Raw genomic sequence first — 15,592 nt, forward strand, 5'->3', positions numbered from 1 at the left:
CGAATGTCTTTATTTTAATATTTTTCAATATCGAAATATCGATAAGCACGCTGGGATTTCCACAACGAAAGTTGTGTTTGGGAACGATAATGTAATGGTAATTCAGGCGTGACCATCTGTGATTTTCTGATCTCATCTTCAATAGATTTTGAAGATGAGATAATGATCATTCCTGATTTTTTGTTTGGGTTTGATTTCGCTTCAAACCTTGGATTTCCGCCAGAAATAATCCCGGTAAGGACAATCACACTGAATGAGATAAATAGCATACCGAATATGGTCACGGCTACCGCGCCTAAAGGTAGTAGTAAGTCAGTTACTGAATTGTTTGTATCTTGTTTTTGATTTTGTACAGGCATGAGAATATGTTTCCGCGATTGATGATACGACGTTGCGTGCATCATGCAGTGCGGGAAACTTTCTTCAAATAAGCGTGTTGCTGAAATGCTTGTCAGAATCCTCGGACGCAAGGCTTCAGCGTTTTCTGGCAGTTATACCCTATTGCTTACGATCAAGGTTTGTTTAACGAGAAGGAGTCACTGGATTTTTCTAACATCAAACCGCTTTAAGCGTTGGCCAGTTGATATCCGGCGTGCCGTTTAATTTGGGCTTTGCGAACAGAAAGCCCTGGAATAAATCTACCCCGACCGATTCTAGCCAACACCATTCCTCCACTGTTTCAACACCTTCAGCAACAATGGTAATGCCCAGGGAATGCGCACATTCTATGATGGCTTTGACTATGGCTTGCTTAGGCCCGTCATGATGTATACCTTCGATGATTTGGCGGTCGATTTTTAGTTTCTCCGGTTGAAATCTCGACAGCAGTGTCAATCCCGCAAAACCTGCCCCAAAATCATCTATTGCGACACTGATGCCAGCAGAACGTAACTCCGTTAGCGCCATCTGGAAATCTTCAAAGTTTGTGATGGATTCTTCTTCTGTGATCTCCACAATGACCTGCTGCGGCGCAAAACCAAAGTTAGTAATGTAGGTCAGCAGGCTTTCGACCGCATTCGGTACTCTTACCAATGACATGGGTAAGAGATTGATAGAAATCTTGCATTTACCCAGGTTCATTTGAGAAGCCAGCTCAAACGCATATTGTTTGGATTCCAGATCAAACAGATACAGTTGTTCTGGGGACAAGCCTTTAAAGCATTCGGATGGCGGCCCGCCTGTCGCGCTGCGGATCAAGGCTTCAAAAGAAGCTACGGTGCCTGATACAGGGTCCAGGATAGGCTGGAACGCAAACTGGCAGGGTGCGGACTTTTTGATATTGACCACTGCATCAAATTGAGAAGGCTTCAAGTGGAATTGCCATTGATCGGGTTCAAAACTGGCGTCATTTTCTGCCCAGCTTGCTGATGCAAACGCCGTAATCATCTTTAAAACCCGGTCGTGAGACGGGAGGCCGGCATTGGCTGGCGGGAAAGAAGATCCCCTGGCGAGAATGTCATTCAAATCATCCCCTTGCAGCGTATTCACATCTATGGCATGCATAGACCATACCCCGAATCTTCGGGTCGGCGAGTGATCTTCCATGAGTTTAACGACATGCCGATGGCGTTTGTCCCTGACAATGATCTCGTACAGCGACTTGATGGCATCACTGGGACCTTCAAGATACTGGAAGAAATAATCGCCATCAAATAAAAGCACGCCTGAAATATCCCTGGCAGCATTTTTGAGCGACGCAGCTTTGACCAGTTGGTACAAGTCAGAGGGAGATATATCGGTGTGCACGCGACTTTTGTAGACTAAGATCGTGAACATGTTGGTTTTAAATGCACATTTAATAATGGTTGAATAATCTGAAACTGTTGTAGCCAAACAAGCATACTTTGCTGAATTAATAACGGCTGAAACGTAATGCTCTTTAGTTATCTGTGGGATTCATTCGCATAGGCTTAAGTTTCATTCAAGCCAGCAGTCCAAGGGAAAAGAAGTTAAGCGCCCAGATTAGAAGCGCTATGAATGTCTTTAGAACTGAAATGCTGTGTGAAGATGAAAAAAACGGCTCACATTTTTGCAAGCCGTTTTTGTATAAGCTGGGTATCCTGAAAAGAGTTTAAGGGTAGTTACGGAAGTCTCACATGACAGTTCCATGCTGCCTGATTACTCCTGCGTCGGGCTTCTATACCTGGCGAGCCAGTGGGCGTAAGGCGCAGGTAATACCCAGGCCGGATTTTCCTTGTTCAACGCCTTTGCGGCAAAGTAGGGCCAATGCGGGCTTTCCAGGTGGGCGCGGCCTATCATGGCTAGATCCAGCTCTTCGTTACGGATGGCATTGTCTGCCAGCGTAGGTGCGCCAAAGCCCCATGCGGATGAAACCGGGATGCCTGCCTCGTTACGCACGCGTTGTGCAACCGGCGCCAGGAATGCAGGTCCCCACGGGATATTGGTTTCTGGAATGGTGAAGCCTACACTGACACTGAGCATATCCAGCCCACGCTGTTTCCATGCTTTGACCAGTTGAATGGATTCGCTCAGGGTTTCTTCGTCTTTACCATCATATTCAATGACGCCGAATCGCGCGGTCAGTGGCAGGTTTTCCGGCCAGACTTCTCGGATCGCTTCCAGTGTTTCTATCGTAAAGCGCGAGCGGTTTTCAAAGCTGCCACCGTAAATATCGGTGCGATGATTGGAGTGTGCCGAGGTGAAGCTTTGACCGAGGTAACCATGGGCAAAGTGGATTTCCAGCCACTCAAACCCTGCATCCAGCGCACGTTTGGCAGCGGCAACAAAATCACTCTTCACGCGGGCGATGTCATCAATCGTCATTTCTTTAGGTATGCGTGGCAGATCGCCACCAAAAGCAACCGGGGAAGCGCCTATGGTTTGCCAGGCGCGCGGGTCGTTTTCAGGGATATGGTCATCGCCTTCCCAAGGTTTGTTGGCGCTGGCTTTCCGACCTGCATGCGCAATCTGGATGCCGGGCACTGCGCCAGCCGCTTTAATAGCTGCGGCTATCCCGCGCAATTTTTCGGCTTGCGTATCGTTCCATATGCCTGTACATCCCGGTGTGATGCGGCCTTCAGGCGCGACGCCAGTAGCTTCAACAATCACCAGGCCACTGCCGCCACGCGCCAGGCTGGTGTAATGGGCGAGGTGCCAGTCATTCACGACACCTTCTTCTGCCATGTACTGGCACATGGGCGGAATCGCAATGCGGTTTCTGAGTGTGACATCTTTTAACTGGTAGCTGGAAAACAGGTCAGCCATATGGGTCCTTTCAATTAAGTTTTAATGAGGGTTATGCCGGTGGTGAATAGGGTTTACTGGACACTAATTGCATCTCGATGACTGCAAGTATCAGACCGACGAATACGATACTCGCCGCTATCCAGCCGAGAGAAGTCAGGCCTAAACCATGTGAGATGACCATGCCGCCAACCCAGGCACCGGCAGCATTGCCGATGTTAAAGGCGCCTATATTCATAGCGGAGGCGAGGGTGGGTGCGCCGCTGGCTTTTTCCAGGATCTTGATCTGCAATGAAGGGACAGCGGCAAAACCGGCAATCCCTAGCAGGCCGACCAGGCTGACGACCGCAATCTGGTTATGTGCGAACAGGGAAAAAGAGGCCAATATGGCAATGATGAACATCAATGCGCCTATTAGTGTTTTATCAAGATTGATATCGGCTAATTTGGCACCGAGAATATTGCCGATCACCATACCAACGCCGAATAGCAGAAACACGGGTGAGATAGCTGTGGGTGAGAAAAGTGCTACGTCGGTCAGTATAGGTGCCAGGTAAGTGAGCACTGTAAACAGGCCGGTATCCGCAATGATGGTCAGCAATAAACCGGCAATCACCTGCGGTTGCAGCAAAGTGGTGATTTCAGATTTCACGTTGACCTTTTCTGCGTGATGGTCTTTAGGTAGCAGGTAATACAACGCAGCCAGTGCCACCGGGCCTATCATGGTCACTACCCAGAAGGTAGACCGCCAGCCCAGCATCTGGCCCAGCCAGGTGCCTGCAGGTACACCTATTACATTGGCCACCGTTAGTCCGGTAAACATCAATGCCAGCGCAAACGCGCGTTTTTCTTTAGGCACCAGCTCGGTGGCGACAATGGCGCCTATGCCGAAAAAGGTACCATGCGCAAATGAAGTGACCACCCTGGCGATCATCAGCGTGGTGTAGTCAGGCGCAATGGCGCAAATCAGGTTGCCCAAAGTAAAAATGCCCATTAACCAGAGCAGGGAGTTCTTGCGCGAGAATTTCGCCATTAATATGGACATGATGGGCGCGCCTACGGCCACACCCAGTGCGTAACCGGTGATCAGTAAACCTGCCATTGGAATGCTGACCTGCAAGTCACGGCTGACTTCCGGCAATAGACCCATAATCACGAATTCTGTAGTACCTATACCAAATGCGCCTGCCATCAATGCGTAAAGCGCGAGCGGGATGCCTTGCGACGAAATTTCTTTTTTCATAATGCCTGCTTAAAAAATGCTTAGATTAAATTCTATAGTTCGAATATAATCGAACTATAGAATAATATCAAGCACTGTGATAAATTTTAAACATGCGGAAAATCAAACATCCCAGTCTGGAACAAGTAGAGCTGACAGACATCATGTATGCGCTATCGGACCCGACACGCCTTGAAATTGTCGGGCGGCTGGCGAATGCAGGCCGCAAGATGACCTGTGGCGAATTCGACCTCAATCGCCCGAAATCCAGCATGTCGCATCACTTCAAAATCCTCCGCGCAGCCGGTCTGGTGGAAACCTTGATTGAAGGCACCGAGCATCTGAATGCACTGAGGGTGGAAGAGATAGAGCAGAAATTCCCGGGCGTGTTGCAATCAGTACTGCGCGCGCTCAATCCGGCTAAATAAGTCTTCAGTAACTATCCGTACACATCATTCTTACTTTAACGGCTTAAGGGTGGTATGAATAAAAGCCGCTTTGATGGCAAACCTGCTATCTGGATAAAACACTGTACTGAGAAAAGTAATGGGCAATCTTAAAACCTATCTGATGGCAATCATGGCGGCAGTATTCTGGGGCGCCAATTTCAACCTGGCCAGGCCGGTACTTGCTGAAATGAGTCCCTATATCGCCGGGGCCAGCCGCTATCTGCTGGCAGCTGCCGTCATGGTATTGATCGCGCAGTTCAGAAAAGAACCTTTTTCATTGCGGCACTGGCAGGCTTACCTGACCCTGGGTGTGGTTGGCGTGTTCGGCTTCAACCTGTTTTTCTTTCTTGGCATGGAAACATCTTCTGCCATCAACGGTGCATTGATCATGGCATTGAATCCGTTGCTCACGGCAGTGCTTGGCTATGTGATTCTTGGTGACAGGCCGACCAACCGGCAACTGATTGCTTTCCCGGTGGGGATTGCCGGTGTTGTCATCGTGGTATTGGGAGCAGGCGCACAGCTGACTGTTTCCACTGCTGATATATACATTTTGATCGCGACACTCAATTGGGCACTTTACAATGTGCTAGTCAAAAAGATGATGCCGAAAAACGTAAGTGGTATCACCAATACGGCCGGGATTATGACCGTGGGCGCCGTGGCCTTGACCCTTGCTGCTTTGTGGCATGGTGATCATTTTGTGCAACCGAGTATTCATGGTGGTGCTGCCTTGTTGACCATGTCGCTGGGCGGTGGTGTGCTGGCCTATCTGTTCTGGAATGCAAGCATCTCGCACCTGGGGCCATCCAAAGCCGCAATCTTTATGAATCTGGTACCGGTCACCACCATGGTGATCGCGGCATTCGAGCATATGCCACCTACGCATGCGCAATTGTTTGGCGCATTGCTGGTGATTAGTGCGGTGACGTTCAGTTCAGTCTCATTATCAAAACCAAGTTAGCGGATTGAAAGGCATGCCTGACTTGAAATCCGGCATATCAGGCCTTTTCGCCATTTTGTTACTTTGTCCTGATGGTTGTTTCAGGGGGCTATATTGACCGCTGCTTGGTAATAAAACAAATACAGATGGCATTCACAATGAACTGCTTTGATTAATCTTGTTGATAAGGCTGGCGGCGATAGTTCACGAAAACGCATCTCAATTTAAATTAGCGGATCAAGAAACCGCGTTAATTAAAGAAATCAATTTTAATCAGATTGGCTATTATCATAACTTAACTCATAAAAGAAAAAATAATATGAAAAAATGGATAGTTGCCAGTCTCTTCCTGATACTAATGGCCATCGGATGGCAGCTTGACGTTCAGTTAAGTGTCGTCGAAAAAATTAACGCAGCTTTTCCTCCAAGACCAGAAGTGAGAATCCAGCTTGAAACATTGGAGTCATTGATTGCTTCTGATGATGTATTTCTAGAATCGTTTAAAACTACTTATGATTCCAGACTAACGCTGAGAGCACTTACTTGCACGCAAGGGCATTCTATAAGCCGGTTTGACGCTATAGACAATATCAAACAATTAGCCGTAGATCGTGACTGCTTGAACACGCAGGATGATGAATTGCTTGCGCTCATTGGTGTGAAATTAGTTGGTTTCAGGCTTGCCCAGGCGTCATTAAAACCATTGCTTAAATTGGGTCCACCCACAGTCGTTCATGGCGCTGAGAATATTGAAGTTTACACGGGCAAAGCGGCTTCTAAAGCCGGGGTTGCAGTGCTCCGAGGTAATCGGAATGAGTTTGTTTCTGTAGAGATTCCAAGCGGTAAGAAAATTGCAAGCTTGCCTACAATGCCGGAAGCTTCCCAAACTGATTATTCGGTTTCACCTAATGGAAGGGTTTTGGCAGTGGTGGTAAATAGCAGAGATCTTCGTTTTATCGATAGTGAAACGGGCCAGGATCTTTGGTTAGCTAAAGGCATTAATCAAATGTATGCCTGGCTTCCTGAATTGCAAGCGGCATTAGTCAGAGGCAATAAAAGTGGAAATGAGCATAGTGCTGTATTACTGCTAGATTTCAAAAAAGGGACTATTAACCCTTATTCAACTGCTTTAAGAAATCAGTCTTGGGCGTTAAATGTAAGTGAATCACCCTCACGATTACTCATCGGGTCTTACAAAGATTTTTCCATGATTGAGAATACACGCACATCAGAGGGCATTACTTCAAACGTTGTTAAAGAGTTCAGAATAAAGTCACCATCAGGAAGCGTGAGCTCACTTACCCCTACTTTAATGTTTAACGGCAAAGCAATTGTATTTGTCACCGGCCGTAATGTCATGTTATTCGATCTGGAAACCACTAATGAAAAAATTTGGGAATCAGGTGAAATCGTAGGAAACAACTATGCCAAGTTTAGTGAGGACTCTATTTTGGTAGATGGGCATAGCTTTCTTAATTTCGGCACCAATAAGCCATTCATTTTAAATGTTAAAGACTCTACATTGTCACCAGTTGAAACTGAAGAAGGTAGCCAGGGGATTATTTATGAGTTAAACGGAAGAACTGGTTTCATGCGCAGGGGATATCAAAAACTCTGGGTTGGAGATGCGCTGCAAACTGGAAGGAGTGTATCTCTGGATGAGATGATTGCCGGGCGAAAACTTGAAAAACAATTAAAGGTTTTAGAGCAAGAAGAAAGGCTATCTAAAGCCAGATTAGAGATACTTAAATCTGGCAAGGAAATTGGCTATATGCCTGGAAAAGACTACCCTCAGCGCTCAATTACGATGAGTCAAGCTGATTTAAGGGAATTTTTACGAAGAGAGGCTCAGCAAGGTAGGTATCCTAAAATAGACATGAATCGCGTACCTTTCGCAATGTCACCCGCAGCAGAAGCACCCGCTATGGAGGCGCCAGCAATGGCACCACCTGCGATGCCGCCAATTACAGAAATGTATTCTGCATCGGCGAATGCGGTGAGAAGGCAAGAGATCTCAAATACTACCACCCGTATGCTAGGCAATATACCTGGTAATGCTAGGGTAGAGGCGATCGGGATCTATGAAACAAAAGACCGCTCACTAGCAGGTGTTAATGTTATTGTAAAAAAGTCGGATCAGCCGATTGTGCTGATGTTGAGTGCTTATGAACCGGTGAAATGGAATTTAGTGAAAGAGCCGGGGGCTAATTTAATTGCGGTTATTGCAACGGGATATCACTTAGCTGAGGTGACTGGCGCTGGAACAAGTAAAACAATCATTAAACGTGGGGTTTATGCTTATCAACCAGGTGGGCCTCAATATCAGGCGCTTAATAACGAAGCAAACTTTTGGACTGGAAAGTCAATTAGCAAATTTCAAGGCGCTTACGGTGGTACAGACTTTGTCATCGGGTACTGACATGGTTTTTATGTTAACAGGCGGTTAGTAAACATCACGTACATAGCGTTTTTCCTGCGCCATGCTTGATACATAGTCAGCAGCGGCTTCCGGGCTCATATTGCCATGTATTTGCACTATCGTTTTCAACGCCGCGTCCACATCCTTGGCCATGCGGCTGGCATCGCCGCAGACACAGAAATGCGCGCCCTGTTGCAGCCACTGCCACAGTTCTGCACCGTGCTCCAGCATGCGGTGCTGTACATATATCTTTTCGGCCTGGTCGCGTGAGAAGGCAGTATCGAGTTTGTTTAAGACGCCATCTTTTTGCAGTATTTCCAGTTGTTCACGGTAATAAAAATCTGTTGCGGCATGCTGTTCGCCAAAGAAAAGCCAGTTGTGACCTTTAGCACCTGTCGCTTGCCGCTCCTGCAAAAAGGCAATGAAGGGGGCGATGCCAGTGCCAGGGCCGACCATGATCAGTGGGGCATCCGGGTTTTTCGGCGGGCGGAAATGGGCTGAACGTTGCAGGAAGATCGACACATCCGTCTCTTGCGCGCGATCAGCCAGGAAGGTCGAGCAGACGCCACCACGGTTAAGATGATCTCCATACCTTACAGTCGATACTGTTAAATGCACCTGTTCAGGATGGACTTTAGGACTGGATGAAATGGAGTACAAACGTGGTTGCAGGCGCTTTAACACGGTCAGCCAATCGTTCGCTTCCACCTTGAAAGGGAAGGCCTGTAACAGGTCGATCAGCTGTTTGCCCCATAACCAGTCTTTCAGCCGTGTTTCATCTTCCATCAATACGGCAAGTGCCGGGCTGGCGCTGCGCTTCTGCACAAATTTCAATATATCCGGCGTGATGCGTGCGATTTCATAGTGATGCAGCAGGGCATCACCGAGCGCCAGCTGGTCGTGATCTTTTACGTCGACCATGGTGGAAGCGGAAAGCTTTAGCACACGCAGCAGGTCACCTACCAGCTCCGGGCAGTTGCTTGGCCAAACGCCCAGGGCATCGCCCGCTTCATACTGGAAACCACTGCCGCTTAAATCAAAACCAAACTGGCGTATCTCTTTGTCTGAACCTGCTGCGTTCAGTCGCTGGTTGATGATCAGCCTGGTGCGCAGCGGCTTCTGGCGGGTGTAAGCAGGGACCGTGGTCGGATTTTCCACGTCCATGACGGATTCATCTACCTCATTAGCCATTGCCAGTACGGGTTGGCTGATGGTGGCAGAAATAGTTGCCAATGCGGCAATCGTTTTATCCAGCCAGGCATTGGCCGGTTCTTCAAAATCCGGTTCGCAGTCTACGCGGTCAAGCAGGCGTTGTGCGCCCAGCGCTTCCAGCCGTGCATCCAGTTTGCGGCCAAAACCGCAGAACTGGTCATAGCTGGAGTCACCAAAAGCCAGCACGGCAAAACGGATATTTGCCAGTGAGGGGGCATCATCTGCCTGCAGGCCACTCCAGAACTTGCTGGCGTTGTCTGGTGGGTCGCCGTCACCAAAAGTACTGGTTAGCAGCAACACTTGGGTGTGTTTAGCCAGGTCGGCGATATTGATGTGATCCATTGCCAACACTGACGCGGGCAGGCCGCTTGCTTTAATGCGCGCGGCACATTTTTCGGCAAAACCCTCGGCATTGCCGGTTTGTGATGCCCATAGAATCGCCACGGTAGCGGCAGCCGTTGCGGGGATCGCCGAAAAATCAGGCAAGCCGCTGGGAAACTGGTCGCCATGTGGTAACCAGCTGCGCGCAAATAATCCGGCCAGCATGCCATTGACCAGCAAATGCTTGGCGGGGGCCAGCGGTGCGCTTTCCGGCAGCATGGGCACGCCACCCATTTTGCGTGATTCTTCGCTGCGTAAACCACTGATAAAACCTTGCAGATAAAGTTGTTCCTGCGCTTCGAGGACGATCTCAGGTGCGCTATCCAGGCCAAGTAACCTGGCCAAAGCATCGATATCTTTCATGTCGAGTTCCTTGTTGTTCTTGCCCGCCCCACCGGTTGTTATCAGGGCTAGCTCTTCTTGGTCCTTGCGAATCGGGGCAGGCGCGCTGGCAACGCGTGTCATGGTCACGGCGCAAAACTTTAATTCCGGTTGCTGCGAGATGGGGTCAATCGCATCGCTGGTGACTGCATTAATGGCCAGGTTCTCGCCGAACACATCATTCCAGTGAAAGGGAGCGAAACAGTTCCCGGCGCGTACACGGTCAGTCACGATCGCCGGTAACACCGCGCGCCCACGTCTAGAGCTGATTTCAACCAGGTCTTTGTCCTGTACGCCTAAGGCAATCGCATCCTCAGGGTGCAGTTCGATAAATGGTCCCGGATTCAGTTTATTCAGCGTGGGGATCTTGCCGGTTTTAGTCATGGTGTGCCATTGGTGTTGCAGCCGACCGGTATTAAGCACGAAAGGGTAGTCATGGTCGGGCAGTTCGACCGGGTCCATATGCGGGCGGGCAAAAAATACCGCTTTGCCGCTGGCAGTCGCAAACGCGATGCGTGGCTGGCTGCCGTCTTCACGCACTTTTAGTACCTGGTTGATGCCATCGTTAAGATAGCGAACAGGATTTCTGTCATTCTCGCTATCTGGTGCATACGGCCATTGCAGCGATGTTTCGCGCAACTTCTCATGGCTGACGCCGCGGATGTCATAGCCGGTTTTCAGGTTGGAGGCGCGGGTGATTTCAGCAAACACTTCGGCGGCCGATGTGTAACTGAAGCCGTCACTAAAGCCCATCTCGCAAGCGACTCTGGCAATAATTTCCCAATCGGCCATGCCTTCGCCGGGTGGGTTCACCGCCTGTTGCATCAGCGTCATATTGCGTTCGGAGTTGATCATCACACCTTCTGCTTCTGCCCACAAAGCGCCTGGCAGCAGGATATCGGCATAGCGGTTTGTTTCAGTATCCAGGAAGGCATCCTGGGCGATGACCAATTCGGCTTTTTCCAGTCCTGCAATCACATTCTTGCGGTTGGCCATACTGGCAACCGGGTTGGTACAAATAATCCAGCAAGCCTTGATTTTGCCAGCGATCATCTGCTCGAACATGGAGACTGTGCCGCCACCCAGGCGGGTGTGTAAGGTGCCTTCCGGCACTTGCCACAGCTGTTCGATAAACTGGCGATCCTGCTCTACCAGCACCGAGCGCTGGCCGGGTAATCCTGGGCCCATATAACCCATTTCGCGACCGCCCATGGCATTCGGCTGCCCGGTCAATGAAAATGGGCCGCTGCCAGGGCGGCAGATCGCGCCTGTCGCCAGGTGCAGGTTGCAAATGGCGTTAGTGCTCCAGGTGCCGTGCGTGCTCTGGTTGAGGCCCATGGTCCAGCAGCTGATCCAGTTTTTGCTGGTGCCTATCCACTCTGCGGCCTGGCGTATATCGCTTTCATTGAGTCCGGTGATTGCGGCGACTTTTTCCGGCGAGTAATCTTGCAGAAAATCCGGCATCACTTCCCAGCCTTCGGTGAATTCGGCGATGAATTCAGCATCGGTATGGCCGTTCTTGACCAGCAGGTGCAGCAGGCCATTCAGTAAAGCCAGGTCAGTGCCGGGCTTGATCTGCATAAACAGGTTGGCTTTGTTGGCCGTGGTATTGCGGCGTGGATCAACGACGATTAATTTGGCACCGGCCTTGATCCTGTCCATCATGCGCAGGAACAGGATAGGGTGGCAATCGGCCATATTGGCGCCGATCACAAAGAACAGGTCAGTCTGGTCAAAGTCCTGGTAAGAGCCAGGCGGGCCATCTGCACCCAGGGATAATTTATAACCACTACCTGCACTGGCCATGCACAGGCGGGAATTGGATTCGATGTTGTTGCTGCCCAGGTAGCCTTTGACCAGCTTATTCGTCAGGTACTGGGACTCAATCGACATCTGGCCTGAGACGTAAAGCGCAATCGCGTCCGGGCCATGCTCGTCAAGAATGGCGCGTAAACGGCGCGCCGTTTCCTTGATGGCAGCATCTATGCCGGTGCGTACCGATTCCAGTCCCCGCTGCTGGCGGACATAGGCATATTCAAGCCGACCTGAATCGGCAATGGCTTGTATGCAGGTGCTGCCTTTGGTGCACAGGCGGCCGTAGTTGGTCGGATGCTGTTTGTCACCGTAGACCTTGATCACGCGCCTGGTCCTGGTGGCCGCGTCATCCTCCACGTCCATGACAATGCCGCAACCGACGCCACAGTAGGGGCAAACTGATTTAACCTGCTTCACCATTGTTGCTGGTCCCGATTCTATCCAGTCAGCCTATACCTGCACCCAGACTGCGGCATCGCGCAATTCCACCGGGTAGGTTTGCAGGCGGGTATCCGCATCTTCCACGCAGATGCCGGTACTCAACCGGTAATGGTGCTTGTAAATGGGGGATGCGACAACGCGTTCGCCACCCAGGTCACCGACGATGCCACGCGAAATGACGTTGGCATCACTGTGCGGATCGTAGTTGTCTATGGCGTACAGCTGGTCGTCTTGCAAGCGGAAGATCGCCACCTGGCGACCCTCTACCAGGGCGCATACGCCGGTGTTGGGCCAGATATCGTCCAGTGCGCACACTGCATGCCAGGTGCCTGAAGCGGCAGTGGAAATCGCCGCCTGATTGGCTGTATTGTCTGATACGGCCGCTTGTTGTAATTGACTCATCGTTCTACTCCACTCTTTACTCTGTCGTTGCCAGGATAGGGATGACCTTTGCCTGCTTCTTTTCTTCTACTGTTGCCGGGCGCATCTGGTCGCGTTCCTTGACGAAAACGATGTTGTTGTCGCCAGCCACACTGTTGACGAAGCTGCGGAAACGTTTGCGCACTTCAGGATCATTGACGGCGGTTTTCCACTCATCCTGGTAGTTATCCACCACATGCTGCATCTGCGCTTCCAGTTCAGCGCCCAGGCCCAGGCTATCGTGGATGACCACGTCTTTCAGGTAATCAAGGCCACCTTCCAGGTTGTCACGCCAGGTACTGGTGCGTTGCAAGCGGTCAGCGGTGCGGATGTAGAACATCAGGAAACGGTCTATCATGCGGATCGCGTCTTCTTTGCTGAGGTCGCTGGCGATCAGTTCGGCATGACGCGGTTTCATACCGCCGTTACCGCAGACGTACAGGTTCCAGCCGCTTTCGGTCGCGATCAGACCTACATCCTTGCCTTGTGCTTCGGCGCATTCACGCGTGCAACCGGAAACCCCAAACTTGATCTTGTGCGGTGCGCGCAGGCCTTTGTAGCGGTTCTCCAGCTGCACGGCCAGGCCGACACTGTCGTCCACGCCATAACGGCACCAGGTGGAACCGACGCAGCTTTTCACGGTACGCAATGATTTGCCGTAGGCATGACCGGATTCAAAACCGGCAGCGATCAGTTCTTCCCAGATATTAGGTAATTGCTCGACGCGGGCACCGAACATATCCACGCGTGCACCGCCGGTGACCTTGGTATATAGCTTGTACTTCTTGGCAATCTGGCCGATGGCGATCAGGCCATCCGGCGTGACTTCGCCACCCGGCATACGTGGCACGACGGAGTAGCTGCCATCTTTCTGGATATTGCCGAGGAAGTAGTCGTTGGAGTCCTGCAGCGAAGCCAGGTCTTTCTTCAGGATAAAGTCGTTCCAGACTGAAGCCAGTACACTGGCAGCAGTCGGCTTGCAGATATCGCAGCCCAGGCCTTTGCCATGCTTGTGCAACAGTTCGTCAAAGGTCCTGATCTGCTCTACGCGCACCAGGTGGTAAAGCTCCTGGCGCGAGTAGGGGAAGTGTTCGCACAAGTGGTTGTTGACGGTCATACCCAGCTTGACCATCTGCGCTTTCATGACTTGCGTCACTAAAGGCACGCAGCCACCGCAGGCAGTACCTGCCTTGGTGCAGGATTTGATGGCGCCTATGCTGCAATTACCGGCAGCCACTGCTTCGCCAATCTCGCCTTTGTTGACGTTGTTGCAAGAGCAGAGCACAGCAGTATCAGGTAATGCATCCACGCCCAGACCAGGTTTCTCCTTGCCATCGCTGGCAGGCAGGATCAGGAATTCAGGGTTTTCCGGCAATGCCATGTCGTTGACGGTCATCTGCTGCAAGGTGCCGTATTCATCGGCATTACCGATCAGTACCGCGCCCAGCAGTTTCTTGCCATCTTCGCTGACGACGATTTTTTTGTAGATATTGCGCACTTCGTCTGTGTACTGATAGCTACGGCAGCCATGCGTCTTGCCGTGCGCGTCACCGACGCTGGCGACATCCACGCCCATCAGCTTGAGCTTGGTGCTCATATCCGCACCTTTGAAAGTAGAAGCAGTTTCGCCTGCCAGGTGCGCGCAGGCTGTGCGCGCCATGTCATAGCCAGGGGCTACCAGGCCGAACATTTCGTCGTTCCAGCTGGCACATTCGCCAATCGCATAAATGTCGTGGTCGCTGGAGCGGGAGAAATCATCAATCGCGATACCGCCTCGTGCGCCTATCGCCAGGCCGGATTCACGTGCCAGTTCATCACGTGGACGGATACCGGCAGAGAATACGATCATGTCGGTTTCCAGCCAGGTTTCATCAAAGAACACCATGCGGTGGCGAGCAGTCGCGCCATCCACAATCGCGGTGGTATTGCGACTGGTATGTACATGCACACCCAGCTCCTCGATCTTGCTGCGCAACACGCGGCCACCGGCTTCGTCCACTTGCACTGCCATCAGGCGCGGTGCGAATTCGACCACGTGGGTATCCAGGCCCATATCGCGCAATGCCTTGGCGCATTCCAGGCCCAGCAGGCCACCGCCGACCACCACGCCGCTCTTGGAGGTTTTACCTGCCGCGGTCATCGCTTCCAGATCTTCAATGGTGCGGTACACAAAGCAGTTTTCGCGGTCACGACCGGCCACCGATGGCACGAAAGGCACAGAGCCGGTGGCCAGTACCAGTTTGTCGTATGCCAGCGTTGTGTTATCTGTCAGGGTCACGAGATGCTGATGTCTATCAATATGGCTCACACGTGCATTCAGGCGTAATTCCAGTCCGGGGCGGTCATAGAAACCAGGCTCGACCAGGGACAGGTCTTCAGCCGTGCTGCCGGAGAAAAAGCTGGAAAGATGCACACGGTCATAAGCAGGGCGTGGTTCTTCGCCCAATACCGTGACTTGCAGGTTGGCGGCGGCCAGGTCAGGATGGCGCTTGACCAGTTCCTGCATAAAATAATGTCCCACCATGCCGTTGCCGACGACTACTATGCGGGTGTGTTGATTCATCGTGTATTCCCCATCAGATGCATGCATGGCGCTCGTTCTTACATGCCATGCCTTGCGGTTTAACTAAACTATTTACCAAGCCTGAAAACGAAAAAAGGCGTCCATAGCTTATTCCGCAACTGCCTGATGCACTGCGTAAAAA

Annotated in this window: 10 protein-coding genes; 3 read left to right on the plus strand and 7 right to left on the minus strand. The window is 51.1% G+C overall.

What is annotated here, in order from left to right:
* Nucleotides 1-14: 14 nt before the first annotated feature.
* The 4 genes from ACFQ2T_RS13905 to ACFQ2T_RS13920 form a co-directional block, all read right to left on the minus strand.
* Nucleotides 15-359, minus strand: a complete 345-nt coding sequence (locus ACFQ2T_RS13905) for a hypothetical protein (protein ID WP_379035452.1) — start codon at nt 357-359, stop codon at nt 15-17.
* A 196-nt stretch (nt 360-555) separates the two neighbouring features.
* The gene (locus ACFQ2T_RS13910; protein ID WP_379035455.1) at nt 556-1,776 is read right to left on the minus strand and encodes a diguanylate phosphodiesterase; all 1,221 of its coding nucleotides are present in this window, start codon (nt 1,774-1,776) and stop codon (nt 556-558) included.
* 342 nt (nt 1,777-2,118) lie between these two features.
* Nucleotides 2,119-3,225: an NADH:flavin oxidoreductase/NADH oxidase gene (locus ACFQ2T_RS13915; protein WP_379035457.1), complete on the minus strand. Its 1,107-nt coding sequence runs from the start codon at nt 3,223-3,225 to the stop codon at nt 2,119-2,121.
* A 31-nt stretch (nt 3,226-3,256) separates the two neighbouring features.
* Nucleotides 3,257-4,447, minus strand: coding sequence for an MFS transporter (locus ACFQ2T_RS13920; protein WP_379035459.1), 1,191 nt, complete (start codon nt 4,445-4,447; stop codon nt 3,257-3,259).
* Between the two features lie 92 nt (nt 4,448-4,539).
* Between ACFQ2T_RS13920 and ACFQ2T_RS13925 the strand changes: the two genes are divergently transcribed.
* The 3 genes from ACFQ2T_RS13925 to ACFQ2T_RS13935 all read left to right on the plus strand — a co-directional run bounded on the left by ACFQ2T_RS13925 (nt 4,540) and on the right by ACFQ2T_RS13935 (nt 8,237).
* Entirely contained in the window at nt 4,540-4,854 is a 315-nt protein-coding gene (locus ACFQ2T_RS13925; RefSeq protein ID WP_379035461.1) for an ArsR/SmtB family transcription factor, read from the plus strand.
* A gap of 118 nt (nt 4,855-4,972) precedes the next feature.
* The gene (locus ACFQ2T_RS13930) at nt 4,973-5,839 is read left to right on the plus strand and encodes a DMT family transporter (protein ID WP_379035463.1); all 867 of its coding nucleotides are present in this window, start codon (nt 4,973-4,975) and stop codon (nt 5,837-5,839) included.
* Nucleotides 5,840-5,996: 157 nt separating this feature from the next.
* Nucleotides 5,997-8,237 (plus strand): hypothetical protein, encoded by a 2,241-nt coding sequence (locus ACFQ2T_RS13935; protein ID WP_379035465.1) that lies wholly within the window; start codon nt 5,997-5,999, stop codon nt 8,235-8,237.
* A gap of 24 nt (nt 8,238-8,261) precedes the next feature.
* On the opposite strand, the gene ACFQ2T_RS13940 is transcribed toward ACFQ2T_RS13935, so the two are convergent.
* The 3 genes from ACFQ2T_RS13940 to nirB all read right to left on the minus strand — a co-directional run bounded on the left by ACFQ2T_RS13940 (nt 8,262) and on the right by nirB (nt 15,450).
* Nucleotides 8,262-12,389, minus strand: coding sequence for a molybdopterin-dependent oxidoreductase (locus ACFQ2T_RS13940; protein ID WP_379035467.1), 4,128 nt, complete (start codon nt 12,387-12,389; stop codon nt 8,262-8,264).
* Between the two features lie 87 nt (nt 12,390-12,476).
* Nucleotides 12,477-12,869, minus strand: a complete 393-nt coding sequence (gene nirD / locus ACFQ2T_RS13945) for a nitrite reductase small subunit NirD (protein ID WP_379035469.1) — start codon at nt 12,867-12,869, stop codon at nt 12,477-12,479.
* Between the two features lie 16 nt (nt 12,870-12,885).
* Nucleotides 12,886-15,450: a nitrite reductase large subunit NirB gene (nirB, locus tag ACFQ2T_RS13950; RefSeq protein WP_379035471.1), complete on the minus strand. Its 2,565-nt coding sequence runs from the start codon at nt 15,448-15,450 to the stop codon at nt 12,886-12,888.
* Nucleotides 15,451-15,592: the final 142 nt, after the last annotated feature.

Source organism: Methylophilus flavus (assembly GCF_042678905.1).
GTDB lineage: Bacteria > Pseudomonadota > Gammaproteobacteria > Burkholderiales > Methylophilaceae > Methylophilus > Methylophilus flavus.

Coding starts and splice junctions, on each gene's coding strand:
- ACFQ2T_RS13905 (WP_379035452.1), bottom strand. CDS start 359: ATGCCTGTACAAAATCAAAAACAAGATACAAACAATTCAGTAACTGAC.
- ACFQ2T_RS13910 (WP_379035455.1), bottom strand. CDS start 1,776: ATGTTCACGATCTTAGTCTACAAAAGTCGCGTGCACACCGATATATCT.
- ACFQ2T_RS13915 (WP_379035457.1), bottom strand. CDS start 3,225: ATGGCTGACCTGTTTTCCAGCTACCAGTTAAAAGATGTCACACTCAGA.
- ACFQ2T_RS13920 (WP_379035459.1), bottom strand. CDS start 4,447: ATGAAAAAAGAAATTTCGTCGCAAGGCATCCCGCTCGCGCTTTACGCA.
- ACFQ2T_RS13925 (WP_379035461.1), top strand. CDS start 4,540: ATGCGGAAAATCAAACATCCCAGTCTGGAACAAGTAGAGCTGACAGAC.
- ACFQ2T_RS13930 (WP_379035463.1), top strand. CDS start 4,973: ATGGGCAATCTTAAAACCTATCTGATGGCAATCATGGCGGCAGTATTC.
- ACFQ2T_RS13940 (WP_379035467.1), bottom strand. CDS start 12,389: ATGGACGTGGAGGATGACGCGGCCACCAGGACCAGGCGCGTGATCAAG.
- nirD (WP_379035469.1), bottom strand. CDS start 12,869: ATGAGTCAATTACAACAAGCGGCCGTATCAGACAATACAGCCAATCAG.
- nirB (WP_379035471.1), bottom strand. CDS start 15,450: ATGAATCAACACACCCGCATAGTAGTCGTCGGCAACGGCATGGTGGGA.